Origin of the sequence: Spirulina major PCC 6313 (assembly GCF_001890765.1) — a bacterium.
Lineage (GTDB): Bacteria > Cyanobacteriota > Cyanobacteriia > Cyanobacteriales > Spirulinaceae > Spirulina > Spirulina major.
In genome coordinates this window covers 1,236,644-1,260,986 of sequence record NZ_KV878783.1, presented here as the reverse complement: position 1 = coordinate 1,260,986, position 24,343 = coordinate 1,236,644, and the positions used below count along the sequence as shown (strand labels likewise).

Annotated in this window: 7 protein-coding genes; all 7 read right to left on the bottom strand. The window is 53.6% G+C overall.

Annotated elements, in window-relative coordinates:
* Positions 1 to 329: 329 nt before the first annotated feature.
* The 7 genes from SPI6313_RS05400 to SPI6313_RS05370 all read right to left on the bottom strand — a co-directional run bounded on the left by SPI6313_RS05400 (position 330) and on the right by SPI6313_RS05370 (position 24,335).
* Positions 330 to 7,838: a type I polyketide synthase gene (locus tag SPI6313_RS05400; protein ID WP_072620081.1), complete on the bottom strand. Its 7,509-nt coding sequence runs from the start codon at positions 7,836 to 7,838 to the stop codon at positions 330 to 332.
* A 98-nt stretch (positions 7,839 to 7,936) separates the two neighbouring features.
* Positions 7,937 to 17,035, bottom strand: coding sequence for a non-ribosomal peptide synthetase (locus tag SPI6313_RS05395; protein ID WP_072620080.1), 9,099 nt, complete (start codon positions 17,033 to 17,035; stop codon positions 7,937 to 7,939).
* Between the two features lie 562 nt (positions 17,036 to 17,597).
* Complete coding sequence (locus SPI6313_RS05390; protein WP_072620079.1) at positions 17,598 to 18,140, bottom strand: tyrosine-type recombinase/integrase; 543 nt, start codon at positions 18,138 to 18,140, stop codon at positions 17,598 to 17,600.
* A gap of 517 nt (positions 18,141 to 18,657) precedes the next feature.
* Positions 18,658 to 20,289 (bottom strand): MBL fold metallo-hydrolase, encoded by a 1,632-nt coding sequence (locus tag SPI6313_RS05380; RefSeq protein ID WP_072620077.1) that lies wholly within the window; start codon positions 20,287 to 20,289, stop codon positions 18,658 to 18,660.
* A 63-nt stretch (positions 20,290 to 20,352) separates the two neighbouring features.
* Positions 20,353 to 20,475, bottom strand: a complete 123-nt coding sequence (locus SPI6313_RS24695) for a hypothetical protein (RefSeq protein ID WP_281248360.1) — start codon at positions 20,473 to 20,475, stop codon at positions 20,353 to 20,355.
* Positions 20,476 to 20,609: 134 nt separating this feature from the next.
* On the bottom strand, positions 20,610 to 22,517 hold the full coding sequence (locus tag SPI6313_RS05375; protein WP_072620076.1) for a cation:proton antiporter: 1,908 nt from the start codon (positions 22,515 to 22,517) through the stop codon (positions 20,610 to 20,612).
* A gap of 201 nt (positions 22,518 to 22,718) precedes the next feature.
* Entirely contained in the window at positions 22,719 to 24,335 is a 1,617-nt protein-coding gene (locus SPI6313_RS05370) for a B12-binding domain-containing radical SAM protein (protein WP_072620075.1), read from the bottom strand.
* Between the last annotated feature and the right edge of the window lie 8 nt (positions 24,336 to 24,343).

Below are 24,343 nucleotides of genomic sequence, written 5' to 3'. Positions count from 1 at the left end.
GTATTCAGGTCATGAGGATTTGGCTGTAAGCATTGCTTAGTATGGGTTTCAGCTATTTTGAGCTATTTTGTTATTCTCAATAAACAAGGCTGTAACCCCTAGTCTTGCGTAATTATTGAGAATGAACTGTTAGTTTAGAACTCACCTCGATTTTGAAAGCCTTGCTGTGACTGCGTTTCAAGTACCTGAATCCTTACAGGAAATCTAATATTCGTAAGGATTCAGGTAGGACAAAAACAATTAAAAGGGAGCATCCCACTTTGGGAGAAGGGGCTGGGGGATGAGGGCAGATAAAGCAGTCAGTGGTAAAAGTGGGTAGCCTATTCGCTTTAAAGTTTAAATTGATCTAGATAATCTTTGAACACGTTCTTCACTTGATTAGCATCTAAGTCAAATTCCTCTAAAGAGTAACTATATTTGCCATGTTTATATCGAGGGTTGGCGTGAATATATTGGCTTAAATTACGCTCCATCTCTGGACTTAAAGCGTAGCCAAAATGGTGATAAATTTTAGTAACCATGCCCACCGGATCACGCACCAAATCATCAAAATTCACATCACAGATACGAGCCGGATCAATAGCCTGACGAGCGTTCATCCCTTGCTCCACTTGATGAGAGAGAATGCCTAAAATTTCATCCCCAATCACTTTCGGATCAAGCTGATCTGAATACACCGGCCGGAGATTTTTAATTAAACGGCAATAGGATGCAACGACCTGCTGCGGATCGCGGTGGGTTTGTACAAAACAAGCATCGGGGAACGTCGTATTCAATGCCGCCAAATCTGCCAAATGGAACGGATTTTTTAACACCCACCGCGATGATCCAAACTTCCAATCTAATAACTGAAGTTGCTGACGGTAATAGTGATAAACAGGGGTCATGTCCTGCTGGTTTAACCACGCCCTATAGGACGGAATTTGCGTTAGGAAGCTAAAACTTGTGCAGGCGAAATCATTTTGCAATAACCAGACACACTCTTCTGGTGCGATCGCATCATATTTATGCATCGCCGTGGATTCGGGGGTGAAGAATTCGTAGTTTTTAAAAGTGGCTTGGGTTTGGGCAATGCGGGGGTCGCTGGCGTGGGTGAGAGGGTCAGGAGCGGGATAGGGGCGGTAGGCTTCCCAGAGCCGCAACCAGCGCACCGCCGGATCTTGACAGAGAAGATTATGCAGATAGGTGGAACCCGTCCGGGGCAAGCCGAAAATAAACAGAGGTTGCCGAATCGGGGCATTGAGAATTTCGGGATAACGCTGTAATTCGCCTTGAATTTCAAGACGATTCACCAACAGTTGTACGATCAACTCTTGCATAAATGTGGCCCCCATTGGATGCAAGGCCGCCTCTTGATTTAAGGCCGTCACTAGATGTTCAAAGCCGGGGCGGAAATGTTCATCACCAAAGTCGGTGAGTTGGGTGCGTTCTTGGGCGAGGGTGAGGAGGCGATCGCAGTTCAATTCCCGCGCTTGTCCTTGACGCATTACCTGGGGTGCTTCGGGTTGATAATTATCCGTGTGGGCGTAGTTTTGAATCGTTTGGGCCAGCACCTGGATTTGGGGTTGATGCCACATCGTCACATGGTCGCCCGGCACTTCGATAAACTGAAGTTTTGAAATTAAATCAAACCACGGTTTTTCATTAAATCGCTCACTATAAATATCCCGAATTTCTGCGGCTAAATAGAGCGCCGGGCCGTCGTAGGGCTGCAACTCATAATTAACATTCATAATCCGCAAACTCACAAACACATCCCAAAAAATGCGCCACTCTGCCGGGCTAGAATCCGGCGGCATCATCTCTTGAATCCACGGCGAATGCTCAATGAAATAGGGTAATTGTTCTTCAAGATCATTGAGGGCTTGATAGTCCGCGAGATGGCTTTCGCCGTTAGTTTTTGGGGTACGAATATCAGCGTAATAGACCATCGTTTCGAGGTCGGTGCCAAAGTCGGGATTTTGCCAATTGGGTTTATCGGCGGCGGTTTCCCAGTGGGGTTTGTCGATCAGGGCGAGGAATGGGACGGTTTCCCCGGCTGCCGTCAATTGTTGCGCCATTTCGTAGGTGGAATACACGCCGCCACTGTAGCCGCTGAGGAAATAGGGGCCGTGGGGCTGGATTTGGCGCACGGCTTCGAGGTAGTAGGCGGCGAGTTCGGGAATGGTGCGGAATTGGCGGGTTTCGTCCGTCCATTTGGGGTGTTGAATTGCGTAGATCGGTTGCTCTGGGGGGAGGCAGTTGGGCAGGTTGAGGTAGTTGCGCGTGGTTCCGGCGATAGGGTGGACGATAAACAGGGGCGCAACGTTGGGGCTGCCGGCGCGGAATTTGACGAGGCAGGGATGGAGGGCTTTGGCGGTGTTGGCGGCGGTGGGGTCGATGATTTGGGCCAGTTCTGCGATCGTGTTGGCGTTGAGGAGGTCGTTGATCGTGAGGCGATCGCTCAGGGTTTGGCGCAGTTTTTGGAGGATCTGGACAATGATCAACGAGTCGCCGCCGAGGTCGAAGAAGTTATCATAAATACCGATGGCTTTAATCCCTAAAACTTGTTCCCAAATGGCGGCGATCGCTTTTTCCACTTCCGTTGTCGGCGCGGCATAGTCTTGACTCAATTGGGGCCGTTCAAAGCGTAATTCGGTTTCGGTTTCGTCCGACTCATTCCTCTGGGTTAACAGACTTTGTTGATACTCCAGCCCCACCGTAGACACGATCATTTGTGCGATACGACTTTGCAAAATTCGCGTCACAGTATCAATCCCTTCCTCCGGTAAAATTGCCACTTCTAAGGGAATATTGAGGGCTGGGGTGGCGCGTTTCTTTGCTTGGCGAGCATCTTGATTTTCCTTGATACTGTAGGCTGAATCGGTATATTTCAAGGTGTAGTTAGTAATCGCCACCAACTCCACGCCGTCAGGATTGATAAATGACAGGTTAATGCTCCAATCGCGGCCCCGCAGCTCCCGCGTGGTGTAGGAATAGAAGGTTTGGGGCAATGCGCTTTTAATTTGAACGCGCTCGTAAAAGTAGGGTAAATAGGTGCTGTCTTCTTTAAAGAATGAAAGTTTGCTGGTGAGTTCATTGGGCAACACATCCGCCACCACATAGGTGGCAGTATCTACCATCGACGGGTGAAATTTATAGTGATCTAAATCATGCACAAATTCCGTTGGTAATTGCATCAGAGCGAGGTTGTGATCATCGCTGGCTTTACGCCATTGGATATTACTCAGCCAACGGGGGCCGTAGTGGGTATAGTCTGGTAATGACTGCAAATCTGGCACGATCATTTCTTGATCGCAGCGGGTTGCGATCGCGCCTAGATCATAGTGTTTAGGGTCAGGATTAGGAACGGGAATGATTTTTCCTTGGGCATGTTCGACCCATGTTTTCGCGTCATCATCGAGGGTTTGAATGGAAAAAGTGATGGGATCATCGCTGAAATTTAAAATCACCCGTAATTCTTTGCGATCGCCTTCCACAAACAGGAACTGTAAAAAGTACACATCACACAATTCAACCGTTGCCTGGCCGCTATGACATTCATAGGCCGATCGCGCCAATTCTAAATAAGCCGTCCCCACTAAACTGGGCAGATTTAAAACAACGTGTTCGCCAATCATCCAATGCACCTTTGGATCAAGGGTGCCGAGATAAATCTCTTGCTGTGGCTCCACAATGCACTGTTCAAAGAGATAGTGATCGAGGGGTTTAATCTCTAGAACTTTATTACCAAAGCCATAGTTTGCGGTATCCACCGCCATCCCCACCTGTTGCCAGGCATCCCAATTAATACTGAGGGTGAGGGGGCCACCTTGGGCAGTTTTGGCGTGGGCGTAGGCATCGAGGAAATTATTCGCGGCGCAATAGTCCAATTGTCCCGCCGTTCCTAACACCGATTCCAACGAGGAACAGAGCACCCGAAAATCAAGATCCGCCTCTGGCAGGAGGTGATCGAGGATGATCGTCCCGGCAACTTTGGGCGCGAGGACGCGATCGGCAATTTCACGGGTTTTGAGGGGAATCACGCCGCCCCCGGCCACGCCTGCGGTGTGAAATAGGCCGCGAATTGGGCCGCACTGGGGTTGCACTTGGGCGATCGCCTCTTCCATTTGCCCTAAATTGGCTACATCGGCGCAGAGGGTGTGAACCGTTGCGCCCCAGGTTTCGAGTTGTTGGATTTTGCGGAGTTTGAGGCTGGTGGGGTCGTGGTCGGTGTGGGTGGCGAGCCAGGTGGGCCAAGCGGTGCGAGGGGGGAGGGGCGATCGCGCCACGAGGATTAACGTTGCCTGCACGGTTTTCGCCAAATATTCCGCAAACACTAACCCCATACCGCCCATGCCGCCGGTAATTAGATAGGTTCCCTGGGGGCGGAAGGGGAGCGCGTCCAGATTCGGCGGTGCGAGGGGCGTGGCCTCGAACCCTTCCACCCAGCGGGAGGGGCCGCGATAGGCCACGAATCGGGCCGTGCTGAGGTGCGCGAGTTCGGTGATCATCGGGGTCACGCCCCGCGCACCGAGTCCCAAATCGACGCAGCAGCAACGGATCTGGGGATATTCATGGGCAATCACCCGCACCGCCCCGATCAGGGTTGCTTTTTCAGGGGCGATCGCTTCCTCACCCGTGACGCTGTGGAGGTGGTTCGCGCCCACGAAGAGATCGAGATCTTGGGTGAGGCTGTGGGCATCGAGGGCTTGGACGAGGTAAAGAAGGCTATAAAAGCCGAGGGTTTGGGCGGTGGCGGCTCCCTCTAGGCTCAGGGGTTGCTCTGGCGGGGGCGTGATGTTCCAGAGATGGAGGATCGCTTGGGGAGCGAGGTCTTGGGCTTGGAGGGTTTGGATTAGTGTTTGATAGTCGTCTGGGTTGTCGGGTGCGATCGCGTAGGTGTGGGCATCGAGGGCGCTGAACTGTTCCCCCGGTGCGACGGTGATCACGGTGGCATCGGGGCAGGCGGTGCGGAGGTGCGATCGCGTTTCCTCCGCCTCCACAAAGATCAGGATCGGGCTGGGGAGCGATCGCGCCCCTTGAGCGGGTAAATTCGCCCGTTTCCACGAGGGTTGATAGAACCAATCAGCGGGATCGGGTTTTTTGCCGTCGTAGGTGAGGGCGGTTTTAGCGGCGGGTTTCGGGTCGAGCCAGTAGCGTTGCCGCTCGAAGGGATAGGTGGGCAGGGGAACGCGATAATGGAGTTCCTCGCCAAAATATGCTTCCCAATCGATCTCGACCCCGGCCAGCCATAATTCTCCAAGGGACTTGAGCAGAAACGCCCGATCGGAACCGCTTTCCTGGGGATGACGGAGGGAGGTGAAGGTTAACTGGTCTTTGGGCTTGTCGGGATGACGTTTAGCCAGGGTGCTGAGGGTACGGCCGGGGCCAATTTCGAGCAAAATGCGATCGGGATCATCAAATAAAACCCGCACCCCAGCGGCAAAACGCACGGGCGATCGCAACTGCTGCACATAGTATTCCGGATCGGTGGCCGCCCTAGGGGTGATCCAAGTTCCCGTCACATTCGACACAAAGGGAATCGTCGGCACATTCAACCTCACCCGCTGCACCGCCTCCCGGAATGGCTGTAACATCGGCTCCATCATCGCCGAGTGAAAGGCGTGGGAGGTTTGTAAAATGCGCCCCTCGATTTCCTGATCTGCCAATTGCGCGGCCAAGGTTTCAATGGCCGCCGTCGGCCCCGACACCACACAATTGGCCGGACTGTTCACCGTGGCAATTTCTAGAGCCGTCCCGGCCAGCATCGGAGCCACCTGCGCTTCAGGCAGAGGAACCGCCAACATCGATCCAGCCGGCATCGACTGCATTAATTCACCCCGTTTTGCCACCAACGCCAGGGCATCATCCCGGCTGAACACCCCCGCCAAGGTTGCCGCCACATATTCCCCGATACTATGGCCAATTAGGGCGGCCGGTTTTATTCCCCAGGACATCCACAATTGCGCGGTGGCATATTCAATCACGAATAAGGCCGGTTGAGTGAGGGCGGTTTGCTTGAGCTGATCCGCCGCCGCAGCCGGGTCAGCATCAGGATAGAGCAGATCGCGCAGGTCTAAACCGAGGATCGGCTGGAGCAGGTCGCAACAGTCGTCTACACAGTCACGAAAAACGGCTTCTGTGGTGTAAAGATCATGGCCCATGGAGACATATTGCGAACCTTGGCCGGAACACATGAACACCAGCGATCGCACCTTGGGATCACCAGTATTCGTGCGAGTACGTTGGGCGGCGTGGGTGGTGAAAACATCTGCGATTCTCGTTTCGCCATCCACCACCGCGATCCGGCGATGCTTAAACGCTTTGCGACCCCGCGCCAAGGTATAGGCCACATCCTCAAGATTTAAATCGGGGTGGTGTTCGAGGTGATTAACGAGGTTCGTGGTGGCGGTTTCGAGGGCGGTGGGAGTTTTGGCCGACAGGAGCAGGAGATGATGCGATTGGTGCGCTAATGCGGATCGCTCTTGTCCGCGATCGCGTTCGGGATCAGCGGGCCATTCTTCGATCACCACATGGGCATTCGTGCCGCCCATGCCGAAGGAACTCACCCCCGCCCGGCGCGGACTGCCGTTACAGTCCCAATCCCGCAGCCGCGTATTCACATAAAACGGGCTATGTTCAAAATCAATCTGGGGGTTCGGCGTTTCAAAATGCAGCGTCGGCGGAATCTGTTGATGTTTCAACGCCAAGGTGGTTTTAATCAACCCCGCCACCCCGGATGCTTCGCTGAGATGGCCGATATTACTTTTTAATGACCCCAGCGCACAGTAGCCCGTTTGATCGGTTTTCGCCCGAAAGGCCTGGGTCAAGGCCGCAATTTCAATCGGATCACCGAGGGCGGTAGCCGTGCCGTGGGCTTCGATGTAGGTAATCGTGGCGGGGTCAATATCGGCGATGTCTTGGGCTTGGTAGATGGCGCGGGCTTGGCCGTCCACACTGGGCGCACTGTGGCTCACTTTTAAATTACCGTCGTTATTCACCGCCGAGCCGCGAATCACGGCATGGATATAATCCCCATCGGCGATCGCGTCCTCCAACAGTTTCAACACCACCAACCCCACACCATTCCCCCAGAGCGTCCCTTTGCCCTGGGCATCAAAACTACGGCAATGGCCATCGGGAGACAACACTAACCCCTCTTCATAGAGATAGCCTTGGGTTTGGGAACCAAGGTAGGAAACTCCCCCCGCCAATGCCATCTCACATTCCCCATTTAATAAACTTTGACAGGCACTATGCACCGCCACCAAACTCGTCGAACAAGCCGACGACAAATGCACCGCCGGGCCGGTCAAATTGAGTTTATACGCCACCCGCGTCGTTAAGGATTCCGGCACGTTACCGCCAAATACCGCCGATTCGCGGGAGCTAGTCATGTGACCGGCGTAAACGTGATTATCATAAATAATATTATTGAGCAGATACAAACTAATCGAAGCACCGCCATAAATCCCAATCGTCTGATCCGAGCTTCCCGGTGCATAACCGGCCTGTTCAAGAGCTTCCCACGCACATTCGAGAAACACCCGTTGTTGGGGGTCCATATAGAGGGCTTCTTTAGCACTGTAGTCAAAGAAATAGGCATCGAATTTTTCTAAATTCGGCAGCGTCGGAGAGGCTTTGACATAGTTGGGATCATTGATCAAATGGTCTGAAACGCCGGCGGCGCGAAGTTCGTCATCGCTAAAGAAGGTGATGGTTTCCAGGCCGTCGCGGACGTTCTGCCACAGTTCATCCACGGTATTCGCACCGGGAAAGCGTCCCGCCATCCCGATAATTGCGATCGCTGATGAATCCATTGACTCTGGGTAGTTGTCCTGATTCGGCACTGTCATTACTCTTCTCTCCACAAAAGATGTATTCAGAATGGGGGGGGGCAAAGGGTATCGCGGCCGGGAGCCGCCTTCCAAAACGGTGTAGCTGGATGGGGCGATTAGCGATCGCGCCGTTTTCGACGTTGGTCGCGGCCCGCTTGACGTTTGCGCCGCTTGGCCGCGAGTTTTTCACTTTCGGCAAATTTGGCCGCGTCGGGTTCCGCGTCGGGGTCGCTGCGTTGGTTGAGATAGGCGGCCAGGCTGGTGATCGTCGGGTATTGGAACAGTTCCACCACCGAAATTTTTTGATCGAGGGTTTCAGACAGTTCATAACTCGCTTTGACGATCAGCAGCGAATGGCCGCCGAGGTCGAAGAAATTATCGTGAATCCCCACTTTGTCCACCCGTAAAAGCTGCTGCCAGATGGCGGCGATCGCAGCTTCTACGTCGGTTTCGGGCTGCACGTAAGCGGTCTTCAGTTGGGTTCGGCCCAGTTCTGGGATCGGCAGAGCGCGGCGATCCACTTTCCCCGTGGGCGCGAGGGGCAGGGTTTCCATCAACACAAACGCCGATGGAATCATGTAGTCGGGGAGTTTGTCGCCGAGGTAGCCGTGGAGTTGGGGGGCGAGTTTGGTGGCGGCTTGGGCGAAGAGGGGATTATTGGCGTAGTCTGCCCAGGGTTTGGGGGGTTGGGGCTGCGAGAATCGCACCGCTGCCGCACCGCCCCCACCGGGAGCCGTAAACACCACGTCATAACACTCTAACGCCGTCGCCGAAGCCACCAACTCCACGGTATAGGGCAGCTCCAACCGCCACCACGCCTCCGGCTCAATGCCTGGGGGGGTGTCTTGCTGCAACCGTTGCCGCAGTTCCTGCACCGTCTTCAGGTCGCTGGTCTCATCCCGGAGCAATGACCCGATGCGACAATCAGCCATCAGGCGAGCGTTGGGGACATTGGCCACCACCAAGGCGGGGGGCTGCTCCGTGGTGAGACGGTGGGTGATGTCGGCGATCGCTAATCCTGCGGTGGGCCAATCAATGCAGTGGTCAGGGTCAAGGGTGAGGGGGGACGGAGTGCGAGCATCGCCCACCTGGAGCGCCACATCGTAGCGATATTTATTCATCTCATGGTGGGCCGCGCCTCGCTTAATCAACACCGTCACCTGTGTAATCGCCGGAAACTGCGTCGGCAACGCTGCGAAGAAGTCCGGATCAATCACCAATTCTTTGTCAAACTGTACCTTCCGTTCGATTCGCCGTTGCAGTTGCGCGGTGGTAAGCGCGTCGCTGGCTTGGTGCAGTTGAATGCTGGCGTGGAAGGCTTCGAGGAGGGGTAAACTACGCACATCCCCGATAAAGATCGTGCCGCCGGTGGGGTCAAGGGTGGCGATCGCCTGCCCCAACACCGTGATCAGGTAGTCAAGACTGGGGAAATATTGCACCACCGAATTGAGAATAATCGTGTCGAAATTCTGGCCGTGCAGCCCCGTAAAATCTTGGGCTTGTTGGTGACACAGTTGCACATGACCCCAATCTCCCGGTAACTGCTGAATCCGGGCTTGGAGATCGTCGATCACCCGTTTTGATAGTTCGGTGCCAATGTAATGGGGACAGGTGGGAGCCAGTTGCAGCAAGAGCATCCCCGTACCACAGCCAATCTCTAAAACCCGTTGGGGTTGATAGTGGCGAATGCGGCTAATCGTGGCGTTAACCCATTCCCGCATTTCCGCAGCGGGGATCGGTTCGCCGCTATAGCTACTATTCCAGCCGGTGAGATCAAGGGTTAAATCATGATCTTGACCGCTTTGATCGTAGATATTGTTGAACACGTTTTCCCATTCCGTCAGAGCGCGATCGACATCATGATCACCGTCAGCGGTTTCAAGGTCAGGATCTTGGGATTCGAGGCGCGGCACAACATAGGCCACTAATCGCTTATCCCCTGGGGTATCTTCACGGGCGATCACGACGGTACGATTCACCTCCGGATGCTGCTCGATCGCGGTCTCCACTTCCCCCAGTTCAATCCGAAAACCGCGAATCTTCACCTGATGATCCACCCGCCCCAAATATTCCACATTCCCATTGGGCAAATACCGCGCTAAGTCCCCCGTGTTGTACATCCGGGAATCGGGCTGATAGGGATTCTCAATGAAGCGATCGGCGGTGAGATCCGGGCGGTTAAGATACCCTGCCCCCACACCCATGCCGCTGATGTAGAGTTGACCCACCACGCCCACGGGGACGGGCTGCAATTGCGAGTTAAGAATGAGAGTCTGCACATTGTCGATGGGATGACCCAAGGGCATGGAGCGTTCAAGATAGCGGGCTGGATCTTTCACCCAATAGGTGGTTGATAGATCCGTGCATTCCGTGGGGCCGTAGTGGTTGAGGATCGTGGCGTGACAATGGTCAGAACTCAACCAATCCCACAGTTGGGAGATGGAAATGGGTTCACCGCCGAGGATGGCGAAGCGCAGGGAGGCGAGTTTTTGATAGGTGCGTTCTTTTTTCGGTTCGGTGAGGGGATAGAAGACCCCAGGAGTGCAGTTAACCCAGGTGATCTGATGATCTTCGATCAGTTGGCTGGCCAGTTGGGGGTCGTAACGACTGGAGGGCAGGAGGTGAATTTGGCCGCCTTGGATCAGGGGGGCGTAGAAGTTTTTATGGGTGATGTCGAAGCTGAAGGAGGAGACGATCAGGGGGCGATCGCGCTCCGTAATTCCGATGTATTTGATAAACCAATGCACTACATTGGTCGCGCTGCGGTGATAGATCGCCGCGCCTTTCGGTTTGCCCGTCGATCCGGAGGTGTAGATCACATAGATCAGATCGTCTTGGGTGACGACGGTGGGCAGGTTATCCGTGGGTTCAAGGTCGAGCAGGGCGCGATTCTCGTTCCGAGATGCTGCGCGATTCTCGTTCCGAGACGCTGGGCGATTCTCGTTCCGAGACGCTGGGCGATCGCCATCTAGACTCAACACCAGCCCCTCAAAATGACCAAAATTCCCCCGTAAATGCTGCTGCGTGAGCAAGATCGACACCTTCGCATCGCTGAGCATATAGTCGATCCGCTCGATCGGATAGGTGGGATCGATGGGGAGATAAGCCCCGCCCGCTTTCATAATCCCGTACAGGCCGATCATCATTTCCAAGGAACGTTCCACAGACAAGCCCACGAGAGTATTGGGTTTGACCCCTTGTTTTTGGAGGTAGTGGGCGAGTTGGTTGGCGCGATTGTTCAGTTGGCGATAGGTGAGCTGATGGCTGCCACAGACGACCGCGATCGCATCGGGGCGGCGTTCAACTTGCTGCTCAAACAGTTCATGGAGGCGGGTTTCTAGGGGATAGTCGGCGTGGGTATCGTTCCAATCCACGAGGACTTGCTGACGTTCGGCGGTGGTGAGCAGAGGGAGTTGGGCGATCGCCTGGTCAGGGTCGCTCACAATCCCCGCGAGCAGGTTGAGGAAATGCCCTAACAGTCGCTCAATCGTGGCGCGATCGAATAGGTCGGTTTTGTATTCAATTTTGCCGACGATTTTGCTAGTGATGCCCTGCGATCGCTCCTCTAACAGGAACGAAATATCAAACTTAGACGACCCATTATCCAGCATAAATTGCTGAATATTCCAACTGCTGGGATCTTCTAGCACCGGGGGCTGAAAGGCAAAAACAATCTGAAACAGGGGGTTATCGCTCCCTTGGCGATCGCCACAAAAACGACTCACCACATCCTGAAACGGCACATCCTGATTCGCGTAGGCTTCGAGCACCGTTTTGCGGACTCGTTTTAACAAAGCGCGGAACCCCGGTTCACCGCTAAGATCACTGCGCAGCGCCAAAGTATTGAGAAAATAGCCAATCATGCCCCGCAGTTCGGCGCGGTTGTGCTGCGATGACACCGTACCGAGGATAATATCGGTTTGCTCGGTGTAGCGATGGAGCAGGATTTGCAACACCGTGACGAGGGTCATGTACAGCGTCACCCCTTCTTTACGGCTTAAAATTTTGAGCTTTTCTGTGAGGGGGGCGGGAATGTCCACCGCCAGCCAAGATCCGGCGGTGCTGGTTTTCGGGGTGCGGGGGCGATCGGTGGGAAACAGCAGCGGCGGCGCATGTTCCAGGCGACTCTGCCAATAGGCGAGCTGTTGGGTCACGTAGTCGCCCTGGAGCCAATCCCGTTGCCAGGCGGCGAAGTCGGCATACTGTAGATCGAGTTCCGGTAAGGGCGAGGCGATGCCCTGGCGCAAGGCATTGTAGAGGGCTTTCAATTCGGGGAACAGGACGCTATTACCGGATTCACCATCGAAGAGAATATGGTGCATCGCCACATTGAGCTGATAGTGGCGATCGCCCAGTTGGCTAACGGTGGCACGAATGAGCGGGCCCTGGGCCAGATCGAAGGGAATACACAATTGCGCCGTGGCGATCGCTTCGGCCTGGGTGGGGCGATCGGCTTCGGGGTGCGATCGCAAATCCACCCGCGCAATCTGAAACGGAGTCGGCGGCTGAATCTGTTGGATCGGTTGCCCATCCACGGCGGGGAACGTGGTGCGGAGAATTTCGTGACGGCGGATCAGCTCCGTGAAACTCTGCTCCAGCGCTGGAATATCAAGCTCTTCCTGGAAAAAGATCGTCACATCTTCGTTATAGGCCGGAGCGGCGGGATTGAGTTGATGGAGAAACCACAGTTGCGCCTGACCCACGGAGAGGGGAAGGCTGTGCGTCCTGGCCGTCGGCTGAATATCCGCCCCCGTATCCACCCCTTCCGCCGCCCGCACCAGTGCCGCCAACTCCGCCACCGTCGGAGAGTCAAACAAACTATGAATCGGTAGCTTCACCTGCAAGCGCGTTTGGATCAACACCATAATCTGAATCGCCAGCAGGGAATGACCCCCCAATTGAATGAAGTCGTAATACACCCCAATCGGCGAAACACCCAGCACTTCCGACCAAATTTGCGCCACCTGCTGCTCAATTTCATTACGCGGCGCGACAAACCCCGCCTCCTGAGCCGACGGGAAAAACTCCGGACTGGGGAGCGATCGCCGATCAATTTTTCCATTCGGTGTCAGGGGAAAACTGGGCAGCGCCACAAAGGCCGACGGAACCATATAATCCGGCAGTTTATGGCTCAAATACTCCCGCAACTTGGGCGCTAAACTGCTGGCAAATTGACCAAAGGCCGGATTATTCCCGTAGGTGTGCCAGGCGTGCGATCGCGTTGAGGACGGAGCTGCACCCATCCCGTTTTGTGGGTCAGTATGGGTGCAATTGCGGCGATAAAACGTCACATCATAGGCATCAAGGCGATCCGTTGCATAGTGAAGCTCCACCGCGTAGGGCACATCCAACGCCCACCAATCTTCCGGCTCAATCCCCGTCGTCGCCGTCTGGTGCAGGCGGTGGCGCAACTCCCCGACGGTTTGCAATGCAGTGGTGTCGTCCAGCAGTTCCAAAAGGCGCAGATCCTCCACCAGTCGCGCATTGGGCACATTTCGCACCCGGAGGCGATCGGGTTGCTGATCGCGGAGGGTGTCTACGATAGAGTCGAGGCTTAACTGATCCTGCTGCCAATCAAGCACGGTTTGAGGGGGCGATTTTGCCGCCCCACCCACACGCAGCACCACATCATAGCGAAACTTCGTCATTTCGTTATGCGCCCCGCCCCGCTTCAGTTGAATATCAACCTCAGTAATCGCCGGTAAATGGGTCTGCAACGCCGTGAAAAAGTCCGGACTAATCACCAACTCTTGATCTAATTGTTGGTCTTGATAGGCCTGTTGTTTGAGTTGCGCGAGGGGTAAATCATCAGCGGCTTTATGGAGTTGCACACTACTATGAAACGCCGACAACAGCGGCAAACTCCGCACATCCCCCACAAAAATAAACCCCCCCGGAGCCACCGCCTGCACCGCCCCTTCAAGCACCGTCACTAAATATTGAATACTCGGAAAATATTGCACCACCGAATTAATCACCACCGCATCAAAGGACTGCGGTTTAACATCCGTAAATTCATGGGCGAGTTGCTGTTTTAATTGCACCTGAGACCAATCCCCAGGCAGGGCGTTTAACTGCTGTTGAATATAATTTAACCCTTGTTGTGCCGCATCTACCCCCCAATAGGTTTCGCAGTGGGGCGCAATTCGTAGTAATAACATTCCCGTCCCGCAACCCAATTCTAAAACGCGCTGAGGATGGTTAATTGTGATGCGATCGACGATACCCGTTACCCATTCGCGCATCTCTTCTGCCGGAATGAGTTCCCCCGTATAACTACTATCCCACCCGGAAATATTCAGGGTCGATTCCTGTGCCGTTTCCGTTTGGTTGTAGGCATTATCCCAAGCTAATTGCCATTCCTGAAGAATGTTTGTTTCTTCAGTTTGAAAGGTGGGCGAAGGGGTCGCCGCGTCGGGGTCGGGTTGACGGGTGTGATCAGGGATAATATAGGCCACCAAGCGAGGGTTGCCCTGTTCATCGGAGCGGGCGAGGGTGACACATTGAGACACATGATGATGCTGGGTTAAGGTGGCTTCAATTTCACCGAGTTCGATGCGGAATCCCCGAATTTTGACCTGATTATCCAGACGGCCAATATATTCAATCGTGCCATCAGCTTGATACCGGGCTAAATCTCCGGTTTTATACAGTCGTGAACCGGGCAAAAATGGATTATCTAAAAAGCGTTCGGCGGTTAAATCAGGCCGCTGAAAATACCCCCGCGCTACACCATCACCGCCAATATAAAATTCCCCCGGCACACCGACGGGAACGGGTTGCATCAGGGCATCCAAAATGTAGGTTTGAGTATTCGCAATGGGGCGGCCAATGGGTTCGGGTCGGTCGGCGCGATCAGAGGTGCGATCGCGATCGCGCTTCACTTCACAAGTGGTAGACCACACCGTCGTTTCTGTGGGGCCATAAATATTCCACAACATCCCCACTTTTTCGAGGAGTTGATCTGCCAATTCGTGGGGTAATGCTTCACCGCCACAAATGGCTTTTAATGATGGTAAACCCGCCCAATCAGCATTTAATAACATCCGCCAAGTGGCTGGAGTAGCCTGCATGACTGTAGCCTTATGGGTCGCCATTAATTCCGCCAAGCCTAACCCGTTGGCCGTGGTTTCTTGACTGGCTAGCACTAATGTTGCGCCCACAGTTAAGGGTAAATAGAGTTCAAGGGTATGAATATCAAAACTAATCGTAGTGACAGCCACTAAGCAATCGGAGGCCGTGAGTCCCGGCGCGGCGGCCATGGCAGTGATGAAATTCACTAAAGATTGATGGCAAATTTCTACGCCTTTTGGGTTGCCCGTCGAACCGGATGTAAAAATAACGTAACAGCGGTTTTGAGGGGTGACATTACTAGCGAGATTATCGTCAGGTTGTTGGGTAATTTGGGCCGCATCTTGGTCTAAACAAACGATTTTAGCGGGGTGCTCTGGGAGGGAGTCTAGCATTGTGCTAGAGGTTATTAAAATCGGGGTAGCGGAGTTTTCAAGAATGTATTCGATCCGTTCGGGGGGATAGTTTGGATCGAGGGGAACATAGGCCGCACCGGCTTTAAGAATGCCCAATAGTCCCACCATCATTTCTAAGGAACGCTCGATATAAATCCCGATCAGGGTATCGGGTTGCACGCCCAACTGTTGGAGATAATGGGCGAGTTGATTCGCCCGTTGGTTGAGTTCGCCATAGGTGAGCGATCGCGCCTCAAACACCACCGCTATTGCATCGGGAGTCTGTTGTACCTGTGCTTCAAAGAGCTGATGAATGCAGCGATCGCGGGGATAGTCAGCAGCGGTTTGATTCCAAGTGGTGAGAATTTGCTCGCGCTCTTGGGGCGTTAAGAGGGGCAGTTGTGCCACGGGGCTTTCGGGATGTGCGATCGCGCCGTCCAAAAGTTGTAAATAGTGGGATGAAAGCCGCTGAATTGCCGCCTCACTCCACAGATCCCGATTGTAGTGAATCTCTAAATATAGCCCATGATTTGCATCCACTAATTCCAGAGTCAAATCGTAAGCCGCGCCGCATTTTTCGGTTAAATCATAGGGTTTTATTGATAGTGTTTGTGATCCAGAATTCGCCAAATTCTCGTCTACTTTGCGCCCATTAAACATCACAGACGATAGCGGCATTTGACTAAAGTTACGCTGCAATTCAAAATGCGTTTTTATGGCTGTGTTTAGAGGGTTAACGAGTGCATAGCGATCGCTATCTGTGGTGAGGTGAGCGATCGTTTTAAGCAGGTTTTGAATTGTCGTCGTTTCGTCAACATTAGCCCGAAGAATTCCCACTGTTTCAAAACAGCCAATTGCCTCTTGAAAATTCCGATGACCCTGCCGATTTTCGAGAGGAACACTCACCAAAATATCAGATTGACCCGAATAGCGATACAGCAGGGTATAAAAAACCCCCAATGCAAGCTGAAACGGATCGGTAGCTGAGGCGTTTAATGGTGCGGTCAGACTAGAGTCAAGAGGGACGCGATAGGATGCGCCTTGGAAGGATAAAACCGTAGCCCGATGACGATCAATTGGTAAATTTAAGATCGGAATTTCCCCAGCTAATTGGTGTTGCCAATACTGTCGGGCTGCATCCCCATCAGCAGACGCTAATCGCTCCGCTTCCCATTTCACAAACTCCGAATATGCTAAGGGTATTTCTGAAAATTGACCCTGGTAAAGATCGGCAAATTCTTGGCAGAGCAAGTCTTGACTTTTGGCATCTAAAGCAATGTGATGCGCGACAAAAAGTTGCACAAATTCTGAGGCATTCTGTTGTAATAAATAGAGGCGAAATATTCCTTTTTCAAGCTCAAAAGGACAATTAACTCGTTCTCCAAGCTCATGATGAAGCTGCTCACCTGACCAATCAGTCGCATCAATGATTTCTAGGGGAGGTGCGATCGCTGCATTCACCAGTTGCACGGGTAACCCAGCCGAATTGAGTCCGTAGGTTGTTCGTAAGGCGGGGTGACGCTGAATAATGTCGTGCCAAACTGCTGTCCACTGTTCTACATCTAACGCTGCACTGATTTTAATCGCCTTGTATCGGTTATAGGCTGTGCTTTTGGGCGCAAATTCGTAAAGCTGCCACAGACTTTTTTGGGTTTCTGATAATGCAAAAATGGAGGAATATTCGGAATTTGATTCAGAGTCTTGAATAGCTAATGGATAACTATTTTTTTTCTTAATATTAGATTGCATTATTTCTCAATGTCTGTTGCTTAAATTCAAGCTCCAATCTTAACAATACAGAGCTAGTTGCTTCCTTTTGAAACCATGAAAACTAGGGAATTACAAAATAGGAAGGTTAAGTTAATAAAAATTCGACGAAATTCTTTTTCATTTACTTATACAGTAATTGGTTAACGCATGAATCTTATGTAACATTTTTTTTACAATTCAACTAAAAAAAGCTAGAAAAAATAGGGTCTTCCGAGTTTAGGGTGGGAAAAAAACGAGTCTAACAAGATATGAAGGGTTTTAGTGATCAAAATCCTGAAATTCTGTATTAGATTACACATTCTATACCTCAAACCCCGAAAACCCAAAAAATATAAGTATTGAACTTGGTAACTTGGAATCAAAAGAAGAACATGGCCTTCTAGAATCAGGGATTCAAAACTGTGAAAAGAACGCTTACCACTTACCAACCGTTGCAACGTGATTAAAATATTGTGATGATCGCATCAGTCACGCCATGAAGACGATCAAGAGGGTGCGATCGCCCGTTACGGTTACGGATGATCCTCGTCACGCTACACCCCTAAATCGCCCCCACCGCCACCACCATCTGCTCTGGCTCTACTTCTAAATATCGCTGCAAGGCCGCCAACGTCTGATGCCCCGAAATCTCCCGAATCACCGCCAGCGGTACACCGGCATTGTGCATCCGCGTTAAGGCGGTGCGCCGAAAGGAATGGGTCGAAACCCCCTGGAGTCCCGCTTTCTGGGTCGCCACCTTCAAAATCTGATCTGCCCGACACCGCTGTAAATGGCTCCCCGGTCGCCGCCCTGGAAACAAATACCCTTCGGTCGGTCGCCGATAATTCGCCAAAATCATCGCCAACCGAGGCGCAGTGGGCACCTGCCGCGTCCGCTGTTTCCCCTTTGTGGTTCCTTTCCGAAAAGTGATCGCCGTCGGACTCACATCCTGTACCTGCAATTGCAACGCCTCGGAAATTCGACAGCCACAATACAAGCAAATCCCAAACACTGCGCGATCGCGCTCCGTCCCCAACGCCACGAATAAGCGCCGCTCCTCCTGGGTTGACAAAATCGCCGCCTGCCCATGCCCTTGAATTTTCATCGTGACTCACCTCCCTATCCCTATCTTCCCACAGCCAATAGACAAAATTATACTTTCGTCTAGTGGGGATGTGTTTTGACGGGAGAGTCAGGGGTCTAGCGATCTGGACGGGGGCGAAGGGGGGGATATATGGGGGGCTTATCAATGGGGGGCGGGGCGCGATCGCTAGACCCGTGATGATTTTGTCTATTGATAAGGAAGGCTTATCAATGTGCATGAATGGCGGGTCACCTGCTCTGTATAATCCGAATGATCCGACTGACTCCTTCAATCCCTTTTATCTTCCACTCGCAATTGAAGAAGCTACACTCACTCTAACCAAAAACCCTCGTCTTGATTAAACGAGGGCTTCGGGAGAAAATCTTGGCACAATCCGACTTAAGACAACAGAGAAGGAAGTTGTCGCAATTCGTCTGCACTTAAAGACGGTAACAGTTTGCGAATAATGTCAAAGGGTTTAACAACCTTGTGGAACTCATCTTGTCCCAATAACTTAGCAATGTTAGCTGGATGAGCGTCAAGTCTCCCGGTCCGGCTCGGCTTCAAAGGCGGGGCAATAGCCGTCTAGGGTGACGGTGAATCCGTAGAGGGGCGATTGAGGATTCTGACAGGTTTTGCCCTGCAAGTATTGGCAATTGCGGCAACATTCTTGACCGGCTTGGATGCGATTGGCGTTGCTTTGGCGCAAGAGTTCCCGCTGAGAGAGGCCGCGCAGGATCAATTCATTCCCCTGCCAGCGGGCTTCCACTAAGCCCGTATCGGCAAAGGTAGACCAGATCGGGTTATGGCTCAGGGCCGAGGGGAGGGCAATATTCACCATCGCATCGAGTTCGCTAATTTCGCCTTCATAGGTGGTGAGGATCGGGGCAGCGGGTTGAATGAAGCGATCGCCCACGGGTAACTCTAGGGTCATGGCGTTGCGGGGGGCGTGGAGTTTGTAGCGGCTTTGCAATTCTTCGAGGCTGGTGAGTTCCGCGATCGCTGCCGGTGAACCATGGACAAACAGAATATGTTGCGGGCGAATATTGTGGATTAGTTGCGTCGTGTTGCGGCCGTCACTGTGGTCGGTGAGGGTGTAGGAATCAATACTGACCGCCTCGTGATAATGAAAGGTTTCAATATTCACTTGGACATCGTGGTGATGTTCTGGGATTAACACTGTCCAGGCTTGGGGCGATCGCGCCTCCAACTGTTGCCAATCCTCCATCCGGTTGGTGAGCAAGACACAGGGCGCAGCGGGGGTGGATGCGTCCGTGAAGCGGCTCACTGTGGGTAAAATTTGGTCATCCCAAAACAGCGGTTGATGGCGAGAAAAATTCTGCACCGCTGCGGGCAAGTGGGGCAAGATTTCCAGATAGGCATCGCAACCCTGGGCAATGTCCGGCCCGACCCAAATCCCCAACTCCCGCCCGGTAAATTGGTGGTGCGATCGCAACAACATCAGAATTTCTTGGGCTAACCCCAAGGGCGGCGCAAAAATGGCCACGGACTTTTGCGCCCCTAAGGCCTGTTCAATTTGGGTGAGAAATTGCTTTTCCAGTTGGCGGCGACGGGGATAGCGGGCGGTTCCGGCAGACCCTTCAATAATCAGCACATCCGGCGATGAACCTCGCATCGTTTCCAGCGATAGACCCTCGGCCAGGCGGGAGTTAGACAGGAAAAAATCCCCCGTATAGAGCACCGTATAGGATCGTTCGGGAGTGGTATAGGTGAGCAAAATCACCGCTGCACCGGGTAGATGGCCCGCCGGAAACAGTTGCGCCGTTAAATCCGGGAAAAAATGCACCGGCGATCGCCACGGCAACGGCCGACAGGCCAACTCTGGAATCGTTGTGGTGATGTCCCAATTAAAGGGCAAGAGTTGCGCCGTGACCTCGCTGGTGTAGATCGGCAACTGGGGAAACTGCTGCGCCAGGGGTAAGAGGCTGCGGGTGTGGTCACGATGGGCATGGCTACAAAACACCAAATCCGCCGGGGGCGCGTCGGCGGTGAGGAGGGGAGCCGGATCGCGCAGGCCACAGTCGAGCAGAATACGATAGGGCCCCATCTTCACCATGAGACAAATTCCCTCACCATCGTGGCCAACACCGTAGGGACGACAGGCGAGGGGGGAATGGCTGGGGCTAGGAATCAGATCCGGCGCACCCATGGCAATGCCCGCAGTGACGAGGGACGTGAATCAGGGATGAGCCGGGCCATGATGGGAGGGATTTTAATGGGCAGAACCATTGCCATGGTAATCATCGGAGTCGTAAAAGCCGTTTTGAGTTCCGAAAAAGAGGGTTGTGACGAAGAAGACACCGGTTAAAATCGCCAAAATCAGTTTGATATCCATAGTTCAGTTCTTCAGGTGAGCACAATGGGAAATCTACCCCCCTATGATAGTGGTCAATTTTAGAGAATGAGCGCGATCGCCTCAATTCCGCAGAATTTGTCCAGAATTGACCCGTGGACGAGGTGCGATCGCGCCTACAAACTACTCGCCGCCGTCAGCGGCACTTCTTCCACTTCCGGCAGGGTTTCGAGGGCGAGGCGGCCCGTCGAACTCCCTCCCGATAGGCGTTTGAGCAACTTCGGGCGGGGATCATGGAGCAGGTAAATCATGCGATCGCCCGCCTGCCAATCTTCATCCGCCGCCGCCACTTGCAGCCCCTTCTGACGTTTCACCAACAGCGGCAACAATTCCCCCGCCCGAATCAACGCCTCTAAATGAGCCTGTTGAGACGCAAACCCCGACGACTTGAGCACCGTTTCCCCCAGCTTCACCTGGCCATCCCGTAGATACTGATTCCACAACTTCATCGGTACGTGGGGCTGAAACGCCGACGTGATTTTTTTCGGAGTCTTCACTTTCGCTTTGTCGGTCTCTTTGTCATGGCGCGGCAACACCGCAAACACCCGTGGCGGCTCAAACTCCTCCACCGCCCGCTGGGCCAAGACCGAATTCACTTCCCCATTACTCGTCAGAGCCACAAACGTCCCAATCGACTCAATCCCCGCCTCGGCCAACACATCCGGATCAAGGGCACTACTTTGAAACACCGACAGATCATCCGCCCGCGCCTGGGCACAGGATTCTGAATCCGTGTCGATCATCACCACCGATTCCCCTTCTTCATGGAACAGCGACCCAATTAATCGCCCCAGGGGAGTACAGCCGACAATCACCGCCCCGGTGGCCTCCGAGGAGGTGATTTGCAGCGCATCGGCAACCCAGCGGGCGGAGAGTCCCTGTAGAAAGACCGTCATCATGATCGTTAAAAACACCAAGGCTTTAATTGCATCGCCCCCGTTGATCCCCTGCTCCGTGAGGAGGATGGCGAATAATGAAGCCACCGAGGCCGAGACAATTCCTTTCGGCGCAATCCAGGCCACAAAGAGCTTTTGCCGCCAATTCAGGTCACTATTCCAGGTGCAAACCACCACACTGAGGGGTCGCACCACAAACATCAAGGTCAACACCGTCAACACCGACCCCCACCCCAAGGCCAAGATACTCGCCAGGGACAGATCTGCCGCGAGGAGCACGAACAGCACCGAGACCCCCAACACGGTCAGTTGACCCTTAAAGCGGCGTAACATCCGTTCTTCCGGGAGAGAGGAGGCGCGGAGCACTAACCCAGCGATCACGGTGGCCATTAGTCCCGATTCACTCCGCAGGTATTGCGAGAGACCAAAAAGACCCCAAACACCGGCTAAAACCACGAGGTTTTTCAGGTCTTCGGAGAGGAAATTACTTTGTTTGAGAATCAGCCCTAGGAGCCAGCCACCTAAGCCCCCGACGAGGATGCCGATCCCCAGGCGCAGGAGCAGACTGGTGAAGATGGCGGAGGGGAGGGCATCACTGTTGAGGATGGTGTCGAGGACGACGACGGCGAGAATCGCGCCGACAGGGTCAATGAGCACCCCTTCGCCTTCGAGGAGGGTGGCAACGCGGCGATCGACGGCCACTTGTTTGAGGAGGGGGCCGATGACCGTGGGGCCAGTGACGACAACGAGGGCGGCGTAGAGAAAGGCGATTGACCAGGGAAATTCACTGAGCCAATGGGCGGCCATCCCCCCGCCGAGGAGGGTGATCAGCGTGCCGATGGTGACGAGGTTGCGGAGACTGCCGGAGACCCGTCCGAGGGCCCGCAGTTCGAGGTTGAGGCCGCCTTCAAAGAGGATGATCGCTACGGCGAGGGCAACGAGGACTTCAAGGCCGACACCGAGTTCGTGGGGATGCAGGACGTTGATACCATCGGAACCGAGAAGGATACCCAGCAGCAGCAAAAAAACAATGCTGGGAATTTTGAGGATTTCCCCTAAAACTTGTGCGCTAATGCCTGCGAGCACTGCGATCACAATTTGGAGGGTTAAGGTAAATGATCCTTCCATAATGTTCTGTGGCTAGGAAACGAGACTCACCACCGCAGGTGACAAATCAACGTTAGGAGTGGTCACAATTCGCATATTGCGGTTATTTTAGCATTGGCATTTGGGGGGGGACGGGGGAGGGGTTGCGATCGCAACCCCTCCCGTCGATGCAACGACTGATCCGGATCGAGCGATCCCGACACCGTCCCCCTGGGAGCAGCCCTAGGCCGCTACTTGGGTCTGTTGGGCATCATGACGCGCTTTTTGTGCGAGGAACAGAGCCAACTGGGCCTCGATCTGGCTCTTGACAATACTTCTGTACTCTAAGAAATGTTCGATTTGAGCGCAGATACCGAGGAAACTGGCCACACCGAGGGGATAGTTTTTGAGCAGTTTGGCGAGGTAAATCCAGAACTGGACACGGGTTTGGCGGATCACCCCCTGCCGCCAACAGATGATCAGTAATGCTCGCAATACGGAGAGATCTAAGGGTTGGCGATCGCTGCCCGTGCGCTTAAAATTCCGCTGAAAAACACGCCGCTGATATCGATTCGGCGCAGCTTCCAAAATACACACATGCTCATAGGCCCGCTCCATGAATTTCAGCGGATCATACAGTTGCCAAAAGCCGTTGATATATTCCTGGGCGATCTCTTCAATGGGTCGGGTCGGGATAAAGTTCATTAACTGGGTTTGGTTGCCCATCTTGTCCGTATCCCCAACGAGGAGCCGCTCTTCTTTTTCTAAGCGATGCCACAGGGCCGTATTGGGGAGCGCCTGCAACATACTGAAAAACGCCGTGGGAATCGTGGTTTTTTCCACAAACTCCACAATCCGTTGCCCCGCGCCAGACTTTTCGCCGTCAAACCCGACAATGAATCCCGCCATCACCCGTAACCCGGAGCGAACAATGTTTTGCACCGATTCACTGAGGGGGTCACGGGTATTTTGGAATTTGCGGGTGACTTCGAGGCTGCCCTCGTCGGGGGTTTCAATGCCGAGGAACACCGCACTAAACCCAGCCTGCACCATCGAATCCATTAACTCCTGGTCTTGGGCCAAGTCCACCGAGGCTTCTGTGTTCACCGTGAAGGGATAGCCCCGCTCTTGCATCCAAGGAATCATCGCCTTCAGCAGCAACTTGACGTTGCGCTTGTTGCCGATGAAGTTGTCATCAACGAGGAAAATACTCCGCCGCCAGCCCAAGTCATAGAGATATTGCAGTTCTGCCAGGAGTTGCTCAGGGTTTTTCGTGCGGGGTTTGCGACCGTAGAGCACGATGATGTCGCAAAATTCGCATTGAAAGGGGCATCCCCGTGAGAACTGCACCGACATTTCTGAGTAGGCGCTGAGGTCGAGGAGGTCGTAGCGGGGCACGGGGGTGATGGTGACATCGGGTTTTTCTTCGCTGCGGAACGTGCCGTGGGTGGCTCCGGCTTCGATCGCTTCGACAAACATGGGTAGGGTTAATTCGCCTTCATCGAGGACGAGAAAATCTGCGCCGGCTTCTTCTAATTCCTGGGGCAGGGAGGAGGGATAGGGGCCACCAACGGCGACGAGTTTACCCCGTTGCTTGGCGGCGCGAATTTGGGCGATGAAGTCTTCTTTTTGGACGATCATGCCGGAGAGGATGACGAGATCCGCCCATTGCCAATCTTGATCGGCAATTTCGGAGACGTTGCGATCGCACAGTCGAAACTCCCAGGTTTGGGGCAAAATTGCCGCTACAGTCACGAGACCCAAGGGGGGCAACATCGCCTTACGACCCACGAGATCGAGGGTTTTTTCAAACGACCAAAAGGTTTTTGGGAATAACGGATAAATCAGTAGAACGTTCAAAATTGCGA